The 17,144-nt window shown below is 63.2% G+C and carries 14 protein-coding genes; 7 read left to right on the forward strand and 7 right to left on the reverse strand.

Features of this window, described 5'->3' with window-relative positions:
- Positions 1-19: 19 nt before the first annotated feature.
- The 3 genes from HNR02_RS07100 to HNR02_RS07110 all read right to left on the reverse strand — a co-directional run bounded on the left by HNR02_RS07100 (position 20) and on the right by HNR02_RS07110 (position 4,634).
- On the reverse strand, positions 20-1,609 hold the full coding sequence (locus HNR02_RS07100) for an N-acyl-D-amino-acid deacylase family protein (RefSeq protein WP_179772385.1): 1,590 nt from the start codon (positions 1,607-1,609) through the stop codon (positions 20-22).
- A 10-nt stretch (positions 1,610-1,619) separates the two neighbouring features.
- A complete protein-coding gene (locus tag HNR02_RS07105; protein WP_179772386.1) occupies positions 1,620-3,653 on the reverse strand; it encodes a glycoside hydrolase family 20 zincin-like fold domain-containing protein in 2,034 nt (677 codons plus the stop codon).
- Positions 3,654-3,842: 189 nt separating this feature from the next.
- Complete coding sequence (locus HNR02_RS07110; protein WP_179772387.1) at positions 3,843-4,634, reverse strand: SDR family NAD(P)-dependent oxidoreductase; 792 nt, start codon at positions 4,632-4,634, stop codon at positions 3,843-3,845.
- Positions 4,635-4,921: 287 nt separating this feature from the next.
- Here HNR02_RS07110 and HNR02_RS36050 point away from each other — a divergent pair, with 287 nt between their 5' ends.
- The 6 genes from HNR02_RS36050 to HNR02_RS07140 are packed head-to-tail and all read left to right on the forward strand — an operon-like array spanning position 4,922 to position 11,179.
- Positions 4,922-5,986, forward strand: coding sequence for an NAD-dependent epimerase/dehydratase family protein (locus HNR02_RS36050; RefSeq protein WP_179772388.1), 1,065 nt, complete (start codon positions 4,922-4,924; stop codon positions 5,984-5,986).
- 22 nt (positions 5,987-6,008) lie between these two features.
- Complete coding sequence (locus tag HNR02_RS07120) at positions 6,009-7,598, forward strand: ABC transporter substrate-binding protein (RefSeq protein ID WP_179772389.1); 1,590 nt, start codon at positions 6,009-6,011, stop codon at positions 7,596-7,598.
- Positions 7,595-8,551, forward strand: coding sequence for an ABC transporter permease (locus HNR02_RS07125; protein ID WP_179772390.1), 957 nt, complete (start codon positions 7,595-7,597; stop codon positions 8,549-8,551). Before HNR02_RS07120 ends, HNR02_RS07125 begins: the two co-directional genes overlap by 4 nt.
- Positions 8,548-9,402, forward strand: coding sequence for an ABC transporter permease (locus HNR02_RS07130; RefSeq protein ID WP_179772391.1), 855 nt, complete (start codon positions 8,548-8,550; stop codon positions 9,400-9,402). Before HNR02_RS07125 ends, HNR02_RS07130 begins: the two co-directional genes overlap by 4 nt.
- Positions 9,399-10,379, forward strand: a complete 981-nt coding sequence (locus tag HNR02_RS07135) for an ABC transporter ATP-binding protein (RefSeq protein WP_179772392.1) — start codon at positions 9,399-9,401, stop codon at positions 10,377-10,379. The genes HNR02_RS07130 and HNR02_RS07135 overlap by 4 nt, the downstream gene beginning before the upstream one ends.
- The gene (locus tag HNR02_RS07140) at positions 10,367-11,179 is read left to right on the forward strand and encodes an ABC transporter ATP-binding protein (RefSeq protein ID WP_179772393.1); all 813 of its coding nucleotides are present in this window, start codon (positions 10,367-10,369) and stop codon (positions 11,177-11,179) included. Before HNR02_RS07135 ends, HNR02_RS07140 begins: the two co-directional genes overlap by 13 nt.
- Positions 11,180-11,210: 31 nt before the next feature.
- On the opposite strand, the gene HNR02_RS07145 is transcribed toward HNR02_RS07140, so the two are convergent.
- Genes HNR02_RS07145 through HNR02_RS07160 form a run of 4 tightly spaced genes read right to left on the reverse strand, consistent with a single transcriptional unit; the run spans position 11,211 to position 15,608 of the window.
- Positions 11,211-12,266 (reverse strand): NAD-dependent epimerase/dehydratase family protein, encoded by a 1,056-nt coding sequence (locus HNR02_RS07145; protein ID WP_179772394.1) that lies wholly within the window; start codon positions 12,264-12,266, stop codon positions 11,211-11,213.
- Positions 12,257-13,414: a UDP-N-acetylglucosamine 2-epimerase gene (neuC, locus tag HNR02_RS07150; protein ID WP_179772395.1), complete on the reverse strand. Its 1,158-nt coding sequence runs from the start codon at positions 13,412-13,414 to the stop codon at positions 12,257-12,259. The genes HNR02_RS07145 and neuC overlap by 10 nt, the downstream gene beginning before the upstream one ends.
- Before the next feature lie 11 nt (positions 13,415-13,425).
- Positions 13,426-14,616 (reverse strand): DegT/DnrJ/EryC1/StrS family aminotransferase, encoded by a 1,191-nt coding sequence (locus HNR02_RS07155; RefSeq protein WP_179772396.1) that lies wholly within the window; start codon positions 14,614-14,616, stop codon positions 13,426-13,428.
- Positions 14,613-15,608: an SDR family NAD(P)-dependent oxidoreductase gene (locus tag HNR02_RS07160; RefSeq protein ID WP_312860929.1), complete on the reverse strand. Its 996-nt coding sequence runs from the start codon at positions 15,606-15,608 to the stop codon at positions 14,613-14,615. The genes HNR02_RS07155 and HNR02_RS07160 overlap by 4 nt, the downstream gene beginning before the upstream one ends.
- A gap of 291 nt (positions 15,609-15,899) precedes the next feature.
- On the opposite strand from HNR02_RS07160, the gene HNR02_RS07165 reads away from it, so the two are divergent.
- A complete protein-coding gene (locus tag HNR02_RS07165; RefSeq protein WP_179772398.1) occupies positions 15,900-17,141 on the forward strand; it encodes a phthiocerol/phthiodiolone dimycocerosyl transferase family protein in 1,242 nt (413 codons plus the stop codon).
- Positions 17,142-17,144 lie beyond the last annotated feature (3 nt).

Consider the following 17,144-nt stretch of genomic DNA (forward strand, 5'->3'; position numbering starts at 1 on the left):
ATGCCGCCGACGGTCCACTTCACCGGGTGAGCACACGCCCCGGACAGGCTCCGGTGAACGTGCCCCCGGCGACAACCGCTGTTCCGTTGACCCACACGTCGCTAACGCCACTCGCCAACCGACACGGGTCCGTCCAGGTACCCACCTCTCGGACGTTCGGCAGATCAAATACCGCGACATCGGCCATCGCTCCAGGAGCAAGGCGGCCGCGGTCGGCGATGCCGACCCGTTCGGCGGCGGCGAGCGTGCTCTTGTAGATCGCCTCCGACGCGCTGAGGAATTGTTCCTCGACCACATACCTCTGCAGGAGCCGCGCGTGTGCGCCGAAGTTGCGGGGGTGGGGCCGACCAGGCGCCGTTTCCGAGAGTGCGCTTCCGTCGCTGCCGAGGATCGCCAGTCGGTGCTGCAGGAACGCTCGAACGTCGGATTCGACCCGGTAGAACAGGACCACCTGCGCGCGATTTCCGTGCCGTGCACAGAGCCGCAAGCAAAGATCCTCCGGTGTCACGCCTCGGCGCGCTGACGCGTCCTGAACCGTCATACCCTCGAGATCTTCGTCTCCGGAGCCGGCGAGAGAAACGAGGACCCTGTTCCAATCCCACGGGATACTTCCGAACAATCCCTCGGACAGCCCGGACCGGGCGCGCTCGTACTCTCTCTTGTCACGCAACCGAACGGCAATTGCCTCCTCCCCATCCTCTTGGAGCCACGCCGGCAGATACTGCGTCAAAGACGAGGCCGACGCGTTGTAGGGGTAGATGTCGAACTTGATATCGACTCCCTCTCTCTCGACCTCCTCGAACCTCCCGAGCACGTCCCCCGCGCGACCCCAGGCCTGCGGATCGTTGAGCGCCACGTGGGAGAACTGCACGCGCGCTCCAGTCTGCCTGCCGAACTCGAATGCCTCCTCGAACGCGTCGAATCCCGTGGTGGCACGCGCGTGAGTCGCATACAGCGCGTCGGCTTCGGCGACCACTCGCCCGAGCTCATGAAGTTCGGCTGGGCCGGCGAAAGCCGACGGCACGTATGTGAGTCCCGTCGACAGCCCGAAAGCCCCCTGCTCAAGCGCATTCCGCAACAATGCAACCATCCTGCCTCGCGATTCAGCGGTCAGATTCGCGCTGCCGGATCCGGTCGCGGCTATGCGGAGTGCGCCGTGGCCGACCAAAGCCGCGACGTTCATAACGGGCCTGCAGGCGGTCACAGCATTGACATAACCTTCAAAGTCGACCCAGCTGGTCGGAATCCGCGGAATCCCCAGACCCTTGAGAAATTCCTCAAGCTGCCCGCGCCGAGAAGGCTCGACAGGAAAAGCCGAGAATCCGCAGTTGCCGACCACCTCAGTGGTAACGCCCTGCATGATCTTGCTTGGCGCCGAGTGGTCGAGGAGAAAGCTGGCGTCAGAATGCGTGTGTATGTCGATGAACCCGGGGGCGACAACCTTTCCCCGGCAGTCCACAACGCGCCCCGCCCCACTATCCGGACCTTCGCCCGGAATGACCTCGACAATCCGATCAGCTCGGAGAACGACATCTCCCTCGAACAACGAGCCGCCGCTTCCGTCCGCGATCAAGCCGCCCCGCAGCCAGACCTCATCCTCGTTGGACATACACCAATCCTCACACTATCCAGGGGTGCCAGGAATCCTGCCCGCCGACGTCCGGTACCGCACGTAGCCGCCGCACGGACGCCGCAATTTCACGCACGAACAACCAATGTTCGCGCAGGGCTGCCGGGGCGAGATACCCAGGTTTGGTCTGCCCTACGTGCCTCAGCAAAGCGCGCGCACGCTCGTCGACCTCCGCGCTGTCGTTCCGCTCATCATCAGGCCGCCTCACGAGTCTGAGCACGTCCAGAAAGAGCTCGAGGGATTCAATGGTCCGGTGCATTTCGCACTGCCACCGGGCGAGCGGATTTGCCCAGTACCGCACCTCCCCGCCCCGAGGCATGAGAGTGGTCGCCTCCCGCAAGGTCGCCGCGACTTGCCGCAAAGCATCGGCCACTGGCGGCTGCCTCGACGAAAAGGCGACCAGCAGGTCATCCGGATACTGAGAGGTGGGCACCCCGGAATCGGCGAAATAGGGGAGAATCTGGTCGGCCAGGTACATCATTGTCGGGTAAGACGCGCTGACTGTGCTGGCCAGGTCGTACGCTTGCTCGGCATCGGACCACGAAGCGGGTGAGACGTACTGACTCCACCGGCGACGGAAACCGACTGCCCCGCCTGACGCCGCGTAGTTCCACGACAGGTCCGCCAAACAGGCGACGTTCTGGTGATCCGCCACGTCGGGAATCCAGTACGCCAAAGTTCCAGTCGCTCCCCCCATCACCCCTTTCCGCACTGCGGTGGAGATGTTGGGAGTGAAGTCCTGTGCGAACAGGTGCGGGAACAGCCCGGTGGTGGGTGCGACCCAGGTCTCGACGCGCGTCGCGAACGGTTCGGGAACCGGATCGTTGTACTTCCACCAGACGATCGCCGGGGTCGGCAGGCCCAGCTCCTCGATCCGATCGAGATAGGTGTCCAGCACCCCTTCCCGGACCAGCGTGTCGTGCCAATGCACCATCTCGATTCCGTAGTCCGCGAGGACGGCGCCGACGAGCACCAGATACTCGACGAGCAGTTCTCCCGGACCGAGATTCCGGCAACCTTCGCACACGCAGTACGGACTGACCAGACGCTCCCGATCTCGCGGATCCACGTTCCGGATCGGGTAGTACTCGTCTCCTGCGACATGGAGGCGGCGAATACCGTTCGGCCGCAAATGCTGGTCCACGAGATTGCGAATCAGGAGACGCAACGCCTCCCGCGCGTCGGTTCGCGACAGGCAGTACCCGTAGCCGGTGGGGTCCCCATCCGCCCCCACGGCGGACAGTTCAGTCACTACCCGGGGAATCAGCGTCGAATGCCCTGGCCCACCGAGATGTGGAACCACTTCGACACCTCGGTCGGCCGCATATCCACAGATGTCCGCGAACAAGTCCTGCTCGAAGATAACCGGCACGTATTCGAGATCGCACTCCCGTTCCCGATCAGGGTCCCAGGTCGTGATCCGGCTCGTGGTCCTGAGTTCCGGAAACTGGGCGAGCGGAGTGAATAGGTACTCCGCGGGCCGGTCACCGTGCCGGATGTCCCAGCAGCCGTAAATGGACAGCCCCATCGTGTTCAATTTCAGCTGGGACAGACGGTCGATGAGGTTCTGCCAGTCGCTGAGCTCCATGAGATCGGTGCCAGCGAATGACTCGATGAACACGCCACGGACCGGAAGCTCCGGGCCGTCCTCGATATCCGCGACCGGCAGCCACGCCCGATCGTGGCCGTCCCACACATCGACCAACGTACGAATCGCGTGCAGAGCGCCACGGGGGTCCGAGTACTCCACCCGGATCGACCCCTCACGTAACTCCAGGCGGTAATGCTCGGCCGGCAGGCGGCTCGTCGCGAAGTCGATCGGTACAACCGGCACGCCGGACGCGTGCGAGTGCATTCCAGAGATGTCCCGGACGGTTTCGACGTAACGACTGACCTCAGGCGCGACGTCTCGCCACATGAAAGCAACGCAGGGAAACGTCATCTGCTCGTGAATAATTACGGTATGCGGCTGCGGGATCAGTGCGGGGAATCTCGAACGGGTCGGCGAATCGTCTGCGGTCATTTGAGATCCTCGTCTTGAGGCCACGCCTCCGCTGAGGCGTGCGGCAACCAGGCCACCCATACACTTTTTGCCGCCGCCGAGCAATCCCACGAGGCGGGCTGAACTACGGGTGCCAGTTCGCGACATTACAAGAAACTCCGACCGCCTGTCGCAGGCAGCGTCTTTCACCCGACGCAGGCAACGCCAATGTCACATCATCGTCCATCCGGCGTCGACGCGTAGCGTCTGCCCCGTAAGGAAGGAGCTGTCCGGACCAGCGAGAAAACTCACCACGTTGGCGACATCTTCCGGCCGCCCACGTCGCTTCAGGACCTGATGCGCGAGCACCGTACGGTCCAGGTCTTCGGAATCGAACGACTCCCGTTCCTCTTCAGTCTGAATAGCGCCCGGGAGTAGACAATTAACGCGGGCACCCGCAGGTCCAACCTCTCGCGCGAGCGACCGGGTGAATCCGAGCAAACCAGCCTTTGTCGTTCCGTAGTGCAACGCGTTCGGCGCGCCGGTCTCGGCAAGCACGCTGCTTACCACGATCACGCTGGCCCCCGCGTCACACGGACTGCGAAACGCCCTTCGGCAGCAGAGGAAGCCCGACGTCAGGTTGACCGCCAAGATCTCATTCCACTCCCGTAGCGAGATGTCTGTCCATTCGTGGCGATCGGTGCTCGCAGCGTTGAGGACCAAGGTCGTCACGCTACCGAATTCGGATTCGCATTCGTCGAACATCGATTCGACCTGGGCAGGTTCCGTGACATCCGCGGGGACCACAAGGGCCCTGCCACCGACATCGTGGATCTCTTCCACCACCTGCTTCGCAAGACTGATCATCGGTTCACTGGGGAAGCTGTTGACGACCACCGCCATCCCGTCGGCGGAAAGCCTGCGGGCGACTGCCGCGCCGATGCCTCTAGACGCCCCTGTCACCAGAGCTACAGGTTCCGCGCGGAGGTCGGACGACGCCCGCTCCGGCCTCGCACTGCCCATCCGGCACACCTCCGCTACTTCGACCGTCGTGACCCCTGTATTTCAGCAGACAAACCTCCTAGTTCACAAGACGAATCGTGGAACCGTCGATGCACGACGTCCCCCTGAGGTGAGCACGCGGAGGGGCGCGAGCCCACCTGGCCCACACTTGACAGCCCGAACCACACGATTCACTCTGTGTTCCATCAGACGGCACCGACATTTCATATGTGACCCGAGACCTTCGAGCCCAGACTGCCGGGATCGTCTCGGGCAGGTAACTATCGGACAACTTTACGAGGTGGCTCGTGACGCAGATTCTCATCACCGGCGCATCCGGGCGGGTCGGATCGACGCTCGCCAAAGCAGCTGTTGCACAAGGGTTCTCGGTACGCGGGATGGTGATGCCTGGCGAGCGGTTGTCGGTGGGTGGTGTGGAGGTGGTGGAGGCGTCGTTGACTGATGGTGGGGCGTTGGCGCGTGCGGTGGCGGGTGTGGATGTGGTGGTGCATCTGGCGGCGCAGATGGTGCTGGGTGAGTCGTCGGTGGAGCGTTATTACGACGTCAACGTGATGGGTACGTTGCGTTTGCTGGAGGCGTCGGTGTCGCAGTCGGTGCCGGTACGGCAGTTCGTCTACGCCAGCACGGACAACACCTACGATCCGGCGCACGCTCCGCGGGAACCCATCACCGAGGACCACCCTCAGTTCCCGGGTGACTACTACGGAACCTCGAAGGTGCTGTGCGAGCAGTTGGTGCGTAACTACCAGAAACTGCACGGCCTGAACTACACCATCCTGCGTTACGGATCGGTTCTGGCCCCCAACGAAGCCGTCGCGTTGTTCCGCCTGGATTGGGTCCGCGGGTTCCTGGCCACCCACACCACCGCCGGCCGCCGCAGCAACCTCTGGCAACTCCTCGCCGGTGGGGACGACTTCCTCGGCGCACTCCAAGAGCAGATCGGCGACCGCACCGGCAATCCCGCCCTCGCCCTCACCGGCCCCGACGGCCGTCCCTGGGCCATCCACACCTCCGACGTCCGCGACACCGTCGCCGGCACCCTGGCCGCCATCGACCACCCCAATGCCATCAACCAGGACTTCAACATCGTCGGACCCCGCACCACCACCTTCACCGAAGGCGCCACCGTCATCGCCAAGCACTACAACCTCGACCTGCTCACCGCCCACATGCCCGCCACCCTCGCCTTCGAACTATCCACCCACAAAGCCACGCAACTCCTCGACTACCACCCCCACCACGACTTCGACTCCACCATCACCACCGCCCAAGACCCCAACCCCACACCCGACTACACCCCCGTCACACAAGGCTGGATCCCCACAAGCGATGCCGCACCCGCGGACGCCTGATCCTCGAAGAACAGGTCTGACCATGTCCAAGGACCCGAACACGACGTTTTACTGGACCCGTCGAGAAACCTTGCGTTTCGCCGCCGCGACGGCCCTTGGGCTGTCCGCCGGCGTCCCGGTGCTCGCCGGCTGTTCCGTCGGATCGCAGGGGTCGGCCACGAACGCCGGCCCACCCCCGTCGCAGCCGACCGGCACGCTGCGGGTCGCCCACCTCGGCGACCCGACGAGCCTCGATCCTTCCCTGGCGGGCAACGCGGTTTCGCTGCCGATCATCTCCCACAACGTCTACGAGAGCCTGCTCGGTTTCGATGGTGACACGTCGAACCTCGTGGGCGTGCTGGCCGAACGCTGGGAGTCCTCACCCGACGCCAGGGAATGGACGTTTCACCTCAGGGAGGGGATCACCTTTCACGATGGCGCGCCACTCACCTCCTCCGCCGTGAAGAAGACTTTCCAGTACTACAAGAGGTCCGGCACGCAATGGGGCGTGCTCCTTCCGCCGAACGCGACTTTCGATGACACGAACCCGCGGGTGATACGGGTCAGCAGCCCCGACAGTTTCCCGGACATGGGCCGGAACGCCACTCTGATCCGGATGATTTCCCCGAACCTCGTCGATCAGGGGCCGGACGCGGTGAACAAAACTCCGACAGGAACCGGGCCGTTTCGCTTCGAGAGTTACACGACGGCGAAGAGCCTCGTGCTGAGCGCGAACCGTCAGTTCCGCGGCCCGGGACCGTACCTGGAAAGACTCCAGTTCCAGATCATCCCGGACGCCTCCGCCCGGGTAGCCGCGCTGCGCTCGGGCAGCGTGGACCTGGTATTCAACGTCGCGCCAAGCGATGCGGGCACCCTCAAGTCAGCCGGCAACCTCGCCGTGACCGAGAAACCGCTTTGGCGGGTGGGCCAGCTGATCCTTTTCAGCAACCATCGGCCCGTCGACAACGTGGTACTGCGTCGGGCGCTCGCCCACGGGATCGACAAAGAGGCGATCATCAAATCGATCCTGAGAGGGGTTGGGAAGCGCCAGGACAACGTTCTTCCCGAGGGGGTCTACGGCTACCAGCAACCCGCCACCCAGTACCCCTACGATCCGAACAAGGCCCGGGAACTCCTGGCGCAGAGCGGCCTGACCACGCCCGTGGAGCTCGAGGCGGTCTGGTCACCCGAACTCGGTGAGAACATCGGTCGAGTCGAACAAGCGATCAGTGGCATGCTCTCCGAGATCGGCGTGAACCTGAAGGCAACGCAGATTCCCTTCGCCGAGGTCACCAAGGTCATCGTCGATCCCCAGCAGAAGCCCTACCACGCTGTTGCCGGCGAACTCGGATGGTTGACCGGTGGTCCGTTGTTCTTCGCGACCAAGTACTTCCAGCGAACTTCGGAGTTCGCCGCGATGAACGATCTCAATAACAAGATGCTGACCACTCCGGACGGACCTGAGCGGCTCCGACTCCTGGCGGAGATCCAGGAATTGTTTGCACAGCAACTTCCCGTGATTCCGCTCTACAACTCGGTCCAAGTCGACGGCCACTCCACCTCGGTTCAGGGTTACAGCTCACCGAAGGACGGTTTCCAACCCAACTTCGGCCAGGTCTACCTCAGCCAGTGACATTCGCCGACCGAAGGGGCGGTTCTGTGGTCACCCGATTCGTCTTGACCCGGTTGCTTCAAAGCGTCGTAGTGGTTTTCGGCGCCGTCGTCATCAGCTTCCTCCTGACCAACGTCATTGGCAGACCGGCGGACGTGATCGGTGGGCCGCAGATGACCGCCGAGGAACGCGCGGCTCTGAACGCTCAACTCGGTTACGACAAACCGCTGCCCGCACGTTTCGTCCAGTACGTTGGAGGAATGTTTCGAGGTGACTTCGGGATTTCCTACCGAACCAGCTCTGATGCCATGGGCGAGGTGATGACTGCTCTACCGAACACCCTCATTCTCGCCATTCTGGCCATCGTGCTCGCCTCGGCTCTGGCGCTCGTGTTGACAATATTCAGCGCGCGACACCGTGAATCCCGGGCTGACCGGGGCCTCCGCCGCACCATTGGGGCATTGCAGGGAATGCCGGAGTTCTGGCTCGGACTGATGCTCATCCTGATCTTCTCCGCGAACCTCCAGCTCCTTCCGAGCTTCGGTTTCTACGGCCTGTCATCACTGATACTGCCAGTACTGACTCTCGCGTTGCCCACGGTCCCGACGCTGTACCGGGTCTTTCGCGGGCAGATGCTCGACGTTCTTGGCAACGACTTCGTCGAAGCCATGCGGGCACGTGGGTTGAGCGAACGGCTGATCGTGTACCGTCACGCACTTCGTAACATGGTGGGTCCCGGCGTGAACTTCGCCGCTCTACAGCTGGGCTACCTGATCTCGAACTGCGTGATCGTGGAAACCATCTTTTCGTGGCCAGGTATCGGAAACCTGTTGATCTCGGCTGTGCTCACCCGTGACTTCGCAGTGGTCCAGGCAACCATCATCATGGTGGCCGCCTTCTACGTACTACTCAACCTGATCGCGGACATCTTCATCCTGATCAGCGATCCCCGTGTGCGGACGGTGAAAGCATGAACCTTCTCACCAGCAAAGCGTCGAAGCGTCGTACTCGTCCCGGCGGCACTTCCCTTCGTACGGGTGCCACGCTTATCGGCGCTCTCGCGTCCGGCGCTGTCGTAGCACGTTTCTTGCCGATTGATCCGAATTCACAGGAACTCGCGGAGTCCTACCTCGCCCCATTCTCCGGAAACCACCTGCTGGGAACCGACGTCCTCGGCCGCGACCTCCTGGTGTGGTGTGCCTACGGCGTTGCAACCTCGCTGACCGTTGCGCTCGCGGTCGTTTTCATCAGCGCTCTGCTCGGTGTACTGATCGGCGCATATGCCGCCTACACCGGCGGTTGGGTCGACGCCGTGCTGATGCGGCTCGTCGACCTGCAGCTCGCCGTTCCGCCCCTCCTGATCTTCCTCGCGGCTTCCATGGTCATCCAGCCGAGCTACACCACAATGGTTGTCCTGTTGTCCTCGGTCGGATGGGTGCCTTACGCGCGACTGGTGCGGGCGAACGTCCTCGTCGACCGCGAACGCGGTTATGTCGCCGCGGCACGCCTGGCGGGTACACGTCGCATTGGCATCCTGTTCGGACATCTCATTCCCGCGGCCGGGACACCCATCATCGTGTACGCGTCACTCCACGTCGGATTCGTAGTCCTGTCCGAGAGCGCACTGTCCTTCCTCGGACTCGGTTTCCAGCCGCCGACCGCGAGCCTGGGCTACATGATTTCCCAGGGCCGGGACCAGTTGGTCGGGGCATGGTGGATCGCGACCGTACCCGGCCTGGTGATCATCCTGCTCGTCGTCTCGGCGAATCTCATCGGTGACGGCCTGCGTGACCGGTTCCACCTCGACTCCGGAGGCCTCACATGACCAGTCCCGCGCTCCAGGTCCAGGATCTCGAAATCGTCACGCCGAACGGCACGCGCCTGGTTTCCGGGATGACCTTCGAGGTGTCGGCCGGTCACCTGCTCGGTCTCCTCGGGGAGACGGGAGCCGGGAAAACCCTCACAGCACGCGCGGTACTGGGGCTTTTGCCACGGACCCTCCGAGCCAGTGGGAAGGTCAGCTTCGATGGCCGCACCTGGCACGCGCTGGATCACCCGGAAGAGGTAACACACCTTCTCGGTACTTCGACTGGACTCATGCTCCAGAACCCGGCAGCGGCATTCGATCCGATGCACCGTGTCGGGCGCCAGCTGATCGAGTCCGTCGTGCACAAACGCCTGATGACGCGGCGCGAGGCCACTTATCGCGCCCGTGAGCTGTGCGAGTACCTGGGTCTGTCGGACACGGACGAACTGTTCCAGCTCTACCCGCACGAACTGTCGGGCGGAATGGCGCAACGTCTGGCCCTGGCGCTGACGCTCATGCCGAGACCGAAGTTGATCGTGGTCGACGAACCGACCTCCGCCCTGGATGCGAACCTTCGCGTCGAAGCGCTACGGCTGCTCCGATCGATAGCCGAAGAATCGGGAATGGCCGCGCTTCTGGTCTCACACGATCTGGGACTCGTCAGCAGGTACTGCGACAGTATCGCGATCGTGTACGCCGGGCGGCTGGTCGAGTACGGATCGATGACTGCGGTCATCTCGGCTCCCACTCATCCGTATACAGCCACGCTGCTGAACTGCGGACTCACCCTTGACCGCCCCTCCCGCATCCGGCTGCCGGTGATTGCCGGCGAGCCACCTTCGCCGGGCAACTGGCCTTCGGGATGCTCGTTCCACCCGCGATGCCCCGACGCGCAGGACCACTGCGGAGACGAGCGTCCCCTGCTCACCAATGACCACGATCGTGGCTACGCGTGCCACCATCCCCGACGAGAGGGCCGGACGTGCGAAATCTGACGGACACGATGGTCGAGACTGCGACGATACGCATCAATTCCCTGACCAAAGATTTCCGGAATCGGAAGGGCATGGTGCGGCATGCGCTCGATTCTGTCGAGTTCGCGGTGAAACGCGGGATGACCACCGCAGTAATCGGCGAAAGCGGCGCGGGGAAGTCGACGTTGATCCGGTGCGTCGCCGGGCTCGAGAAGCCGACGCGGGGTTCAGTTGCGATCAACGGCCGCCAGGTTGCTCCACCCCGGCACGGCAACACCAGCCCGGTTCAAATGGTGTTCCAGAACCCCGCTGACGCCCTGAATCCCGTCCGAAGCGTCGGATGGAGCATTTCCGAGCCACTGAGGAAGCTCCGCCGGCGCGAGCGTCGCGTACGCGTGGCGGAGCTGATGGCCTCGGTTGGCATCGATCCAGCACGCCGCAAGGATCGCCCGAGAGCGTTTTCGGGCGGTCAGCTCCAGCGGATCGTCATCGCCCGTGCGCTCGCCTCATCCCCTGAAGTGCTGCTGTGTGACGAACCCACGTCCGCGCTCGACGTCTCGGTGCAGGCCCAGATCGTCAACCTTCTGCTCGAGTTGCAGGAGGAACACCTGTTTGCTTGCATCGTCGTCACCCATGACCTGGCGGTGGCGAGGGCACTCGCTGACGATGTCATCGTGCTACGGCACGGGAAGATGCTGTTTTCCGGTCCCCTCGACGTCGTCATCGAGGACAGCCAAGAACTGGACCCCTACGTGCGGCAGCTGGTGCGCTCGTCCCAGCAGATGGAGATCAAGAAGGTCGCGCGCGAACAACTGGCTTGATCCGTCGGTGCCCGAGAGCGAGCCTAAGTCTTCACGATCGCGGATCGCTTGTGGGGATCCAGCCTTGTGTGACGGGGGTGTAGTCGGGTGTGGGGTTGGGGTCTTGGGCGGTGGTGATGGTGGAGTCGAAGTCGTGGTGGGGGTGGTAGTCGAGGAGTTGCGTGGCTTTGTGGGTGGATAGTTCGAAGGCGAGGGTGGCGGGCATGTGGGCGGTGAGCAGGTCGAGGTTGTAGTGCTTGGCGATGACGGTGGCGCCTTCGGTGAAGGTGGTGGTGCGGGGTCCGACGATGTTGAAGTCCTGGTTGATGGCATTGGGGTGGTCGATGGCGGCCAGGGTGCCGGCGACGGTGTCGCGGACGTCGGAGGTGTGGATGGCCCAGGGACGGCCGTCGGGGCCGGTGAGGGCGAGGGCGGGATTGCCGGTGCGGTCGCCGATCTGCTCTTGGAGTGCGCCGAGGAAGTCGTCCCCACCGGCGAGGAGTTGCCAGAGGTTGCTGCGGCGGCCGGCGGTGGTGTGGGTGGCCAGGAACCCGCGGACCCAATCCAGGCGGAACAACGCGACGGCTTCGTTGGGGGCCAGAACCGATCCGTAACGCAGGATGGTGTAGTTCAGGCCGTGCAGTTTCTGGTAGTTACGCACCAACTGCTCGCACAGCACCTTCGAGGTTCCGTAGTAGTCACCCGGGAACTGAGGGTGGTCCTCGGTGATGGGTTCCCGCGGAGCGTGCGCCGGATCGTAGGTGTTGTCCGTGCTGGCGTAGACGAACTGCCGTACCGGCACCGACTGCGACACCGACGCCTCCAGCAAACGCAACGTACCCATCACGTTGACGTCGTAATAACGCTCCACCGACGACTCACCCAGCACCATCTGCGCCGCCAGATGCACCACCACATCCACACCCGCCACCGCACGCGCCAACGCCCCACCATCAGTCAACGACGCCTCCACCACCTCCACACCACCCACCGACAACCGCTCGGGCGCCCTACCGACGCACCGAACGTGATGGCCGGCGCGCACGAGTTGCGGAACGAGCGTCGAACCCACCCTGCCGGACACGCCTGTCACACAGATCAACGCCATTTGCTGTCGCTCCTTCTCGCGTCGCGAAGGTTTTCCCGCGACCTCCGTTTGATCACTTCGACCACTGCTTCATCGATGTTCTCGTTCGTCGGTACCGCATTTTCGTGATGACCCCTATCAACGTCGCAAGACAGCGCCGCGTCGATCGCTCGCTGAACACCGGCAGGCGTGGCTGCACAGTCGAAAACGGAATCCGCTTTCGCCCGCCCGTCTTGTCGTGACCCGATGTTGACAGTCGGTGTACCGAGGAGCGGAGCTTCGAGAAGACCGCTCGAGGAGTTCCCGACCACGACGTCGCAGTGCCGCACGAGGCCGAGATAACCGCGCTGCCCGAGGGACGGCACATACGTGGTGAAGCTCGGATGCTCGGCGACGAATTGCGATATCGCCACCGATATGTCGCCGCTGCCGTGATCGACGTTCGGGGCGGTGAACACGATTGTTCCGTGCTCATACTGCGCCAGTACAGCCAACAGCGCGTCCAGCGCTTCACCCGTTTCCTCCGGCTTGCCGGTGACGGGATGGAGGGTGACCGCAAATGAAGGCGACCGCAATTTCCTGCCCAGGCGGTCCTCCAGATCCCGCCGGTCAATCAGGTTCTCCGTGATACCGTGCTCGACGTTCATCCGTCCGGCATCGTGAACACAGTCCTCGGCGACGCCCATTCGGATGAGCTGTTTTCGGTCTTCCTCGGCGAACACGAAATGAAGGTGAGCGATCCTGGAAATAGCGTGACGAATCCGATCGTCCGCCGACCCCAGCGTGAGTTGCCCACCGCCGAAGTGAACCACCATCGTGTTCCTTGGCAGGGCGGCGAGAACCGCGGACAGCGCTTCGTACCGATCACCCAGGACGCACAGGACATCCGGCTCCATCCGCGCCAACGCGTCGGCATAACCGAGTATGGCTAGGCCCATGGATTTCGCGACCGAGACCGGGCTGTCTCCAGCCAAGACCATCTCAACGCGATCTGCGACCCTGAACCCGTCTTTCTCTATCACTTCGACGGTGTTTCCCTGTTCACGCATCAGATGGCCACCGCTCGCCAAAATCCGGAGATCGATCTCAGGATCGAGATCCAGCCTCCGCAGAACCGGAATCAGAGGACCGTAGTCGGCCCGGGACCCGGTGAACACACAGATCTTCACCGTGTCCGATCTCAAGGCTGCGTCTCCGACTCAGGAGCGTGTTTCTGCTGCGGGCCATCGTGAGCGAGGACGTTGCAGAGTCGCGTCACAACACGGCCCTGCTCCTCGGACGTGATTCCGAGCGAACTGGGCAGCGATAGGCCGTTCTGGTAAAGATCTTCAGCAACGACCCCGCCCAGACGTTCACACGACTCGTAAGGGCGCTGCCGATGCAAAGGCGGCCAAAGACGTCGTCCTTGAATGCCCCGTTCGTTGAGCTCGTGTACGACGTCGGCGACACGATTGTTCTGGCCTCGGAGCAACACCGAGTAGAGCCAGTGTGACGGTGACGCCCAGTTCGCGCGCGGCGGACGGCGCAAAGGCGCAGAAGCCAGCAACCGATCATACTGCTCGGCCATGGTCCGTTTGCGGAGTAGGAAGGAATCCAGCTGCTCCAACTGAGCCAACCCTACAGCGGCTGCGATGTTGCTCATCCGGTAGTTGTAACCGATCTCGTCGTGGACGTATCCGTGCTCGCTGGATTTCGCCTGGTTGACGAGGTGCCGTGTCCGGCGAGCAGCCGCCGCGTCGTTGCTCACGACCATCCCACCGCTGCCAGAAGTGATTAGCTTGTTCCCGTTGAAGGAAAAGCAACCCAAGTCTCCCACTGTACCGACCTGGCAGCCCTCGACCATGCCGGCCCGCCAGCGGGCCCCGTGAGCCTCCGCCGCGTCTTCGATGAGCCGGATCCCGAATCGACTTCGCAGCTCGAAGAGTGGTTCGATATCGGCAGGATGGCCAAGTACGTGAACCACCTCGACGATATCTGGGATGCGGCGTCCGAGGCGCGCCCGTCGACAGACATCGTCGTACAACAGCTCGGTGTTCATGTTCCACGTCTGTTGCTCACTGTCGACGAGCAGAAGGTCCGCACCGGTGTAACTCACGGCGTTGGCTGACGCGATGAACGTGAAGTCCGACACCGCGATCAGCTTGCCCGGCCCCGCACCCGCGATACGCATCGCCACGTGGAGAGCCGCGGTACCGCTCGCACACGCCACGGCGTGCCGGCTATGGACCCGCTCGGCGAACTTAATCTCGAAGTCGTTCACGAACGGGCCTGCCGACGACACGAAATTACTCTCGACACACTCCCGCAAGTATGCCAACTCGTTGCCTCCGAGTAGCGGCTCGGACAGCGCGATGCGGTCCGCCGCAGTCATCGGTGGTACCTCTCAGACCTGAGGTGATCAACGCGGGGCTTCATCCATTCCACGGTAAGCGCGAGTCCCTCCGCTAAATCCGTGGCCGGTTTCCAGCTGATAAGGTCCCACGCACGACTCGGGTCGGACAGCAGTATCTCGACTTCACCCGCATCGGGGCGGAATCTCAAGGATTCGGACTCGATCTCCGCAGAAGCCCCCGTGACCTCGCAGCAGAGCTCGAACAGTTCCCCGATCGACACGCAGGAGCCCGTACCGAGCTGTACCACCTCTCCCGGAGGCACGTCCGACACCGCAGTTCGCAGGAACCCGTCGACCGTGTCGGCGACGTAGGTGAAGTCGCGTTTCGGCCATACACTTCCCAAGTTCACGACTTCCCGGCCAGCGAGGAGCTGAGCCAAGATGGTGGGGATCACCGCCCTGAGCGACTGCCTGGGCCCGAAGGTGTTGAACGGCCGAAGCGTGACGACGTCGATGCCGAACGACCGCGCGTACGCCTCGCACAGTTTGTCGGCCGCTATCTTGGTCGCGGCGTACGGGGAGAAAGCCCGGAGTTCGTGGCTTTCGCGGATCGGCACGTGCTCCGGAGTTCCGTACACCTCGCTCGTGGACGTGTTCACCACGCGTGGTCCGTTCGACTCCCGCGCCGCTTCGAGCACATTCAGCGTGCCGACGACGTTGGTATCCACGAACGAAGCGGGCGCCTGGTAGCTGTACGGGATGGCGATCAGGGCCGCCAGATGGAACACGACGTCGGTGTCTTCGACCAGCCCCCGGACACACTTGGCATCCCGGATGTCGCCCAGCCGCAGATCGAGGTTGCGCGGATGGCGGGCGTCGAGCTCGTCGAGCCAGCCGTACGAGCCGTTGGAGTTGTAAACACAGAGAGCACGAACCTGCACTCCCTCGTCCACCAGCCGTTCGACCAGGTGGCTTCCGATGAAGCCGTCAGCCCCTGTTACGAGCACACGCTTACCAGTCAGTTCGCTCACCGGCCACACCTGCCGTGATCAGCGTCGTATCGAGGAGTTTCCACGAAACCTGTCTATTCCGGGGAGAAGAGCCGGCCACAGACGGCGACTTCAGCTGATTGCCCGCATCGATTCCGGGAACGTTGACAGGCCCAGCCGGGAGGACGATACTCAACTAGGCATTTCACTCAGCGAAACCGCGCCGGTGTAAGTGAGCTCCTACCTCCCGTCACCGGCCCCAACCAGACTTTCCGAGGTTCATGCCCGGAACCAGCCACCCTTACGATGATCACGACAGGGAGCCGACCGCTGATGCACCCGCGCTATCTCGACACCATCGAGTACCAGGCCATGGACATGCCCACAGCGCTCATCCTGCGGTTCTCCGGGACGCTCGACAACGCCGCCCTTGTCGAAGCGTTTCGAGTCCTCTGCCATCGTCGCGCCGCCCTGCGAGCACGAATCAGAGGGACGGAACAGGGGTTCGAGTTGTACCTCCCGCGTGACGACGAGACACCTGCTGTCTCGTGGCATCCCGGTTGCTCCGACGCCGAACTCGAGCGCGCCTCGCTGGAAGATCTGTGCAAGACGGCGATGCCCTGGGATATCGCGGCGGCTGTCGCGAAGCTTACCGTCTTCACGAGTTCGTCCGGCGGCGTCATGCTGATGCACACCGACCACGCCATCGCCGACGGACAGGTCAAGCTCGCTTTCCTACGCGAGTTTCTGGAGATCTACACGACGTTGTCCCAGCATGGTCAGGTGAGTCCAGCTGTCTCGTCCGACCTACCATCGCGACCGTCGGAAGTTCTCGCCGGCAGGTTGGGGATCGACGCACCGGGGGACCACCCGAGACCGTCCGACGCTCCGAGCTTCACCAAGGATGAGGCCTTACGCCACTACATCACCTTGTCCGAACGACAGACTGCTGCGCTACTCCGCGCGGCGAAAAGGGCTGAAACGTCTGTGCACGCCTACCTCTGCGGAATCCTCCTGCGCTGCCACCGTCGGGACCGCGGAGACGCCCTGCCGTCATCGATGATGGCTTGCTGGGCTCCGGTGCACCTGCGGCCGCGCGTCTCGCCGCCGGTCGCTCCGCCGGAGACCACGAACTTCGTCGGTATCCACACCGCACCGATCAAGGTCGAAATCGACGACGACCCCGCCGCGATCGGCACCAAGGTGAAGCAGCAACTCGACGAATCGATTGCCGACCAGGACATCCACCGCATCTTGCTGACAGACTCCTTCCGGCAGGACGAGGTCCAGGATCTTGGCTCGGCCAACTACCTCGACAGCGTCAGCCTCAGCAATCTCGGTCGTTTACCGGAGTTTTCGAGCCCGCCATCGATCCGTATCACCGATTTCCAGCTCTTCACCCACCGCGTCATGGCACCTTATCCGTGCTACGTCACGTACAACTACAATGGGCGACTGACAATCCAGTGCGTCTACCGCCCAGATCTGCACTCCCGCGCCGATACGGACCGGTACGTCGCCTCCATCACGGCGGAACTCCACCGCATGACAACCGCGCCGCTCGACGAGGACTGACGC

The sequence above is a fragment of the Amycolatopsis endophytica genome (assembly GCF_013410405.1).
Lineage (GTDB): Bacteria > Actinomycetota > Actinomycetes > Mycobacteriales > Pseudonocardiaceae > Amycolatopsis_E > Amycolatopsis_E endophytica.

Excerpts from the sequence above, each read along its gene's own strand:
- HNR02_RS07100 (WP_179772385.1), bottom strand. The coding sequence starts at position 1,609 with ATGTCCAACGAGGATGAGGTCTGGCTGCGGGGCGGCTTGATCGCGGAC.
- HNR02_RS07105 (WP_179772386.1), bottom strand. The coding sequence starts at position 3,653 with ATGACCGCAGACGATTCGCCGACCCGTTCGAGATTCCCCGCACTGATC.
- HNR02_RS07110 (WP_179772387.1), bottom strand. The coding sequence starts at position 4,634 with ATGGGCAGTGCGAGGCCGGAGCGGGCGTCGTCCGACCTCCGCGCGGAA.
- HNR02_RS07120 (WP_179772389.1), top strand. The coding sequence starts at position 6,009 with ATGTCCAAGGACCCGAACACGACGTTTTACTGGACCCGTCGAGAAACC.
- HNR02_RS07130 (WP_179772391.1), top strand. The coding sequence starts at position 8,548 with ATGAACCTTCTCACCAGCAAAGCGTCGAAGCGTCGTACTCGTCCCGGC.
- HNR02_RS07135 (WP_179772392.1), top strand. The coding sequence starts at position 9,399 with ATGACCAGTCCCGCGCTCCAGGTCCAGGATCTCGAAATCGTCACGCCG.
- HNR02_RS07145 (WP_179772394.1), bottom strand. The coding sequence starts at position 12,266 with ATGGCGTTGATCTGTGTGACAGGCGTGTCCGGCAGGGTGGGTTCGACG.
- HNR02_RS07155 (WP_179772396.1), bottom strand. The coding sequence starts at position 14,616 with ATGACTGCGGCGGACCGCATCGCGCTGTCCGAGCCGCTACTCGGAGGC.
- HNR02_RS07165 (WP_179772398.1), top strand. The coding sequence starts at position 15,900 with ATGCACCCGCGCTATCTCGACACCATCGAGTACCAGGCCATGGACATG.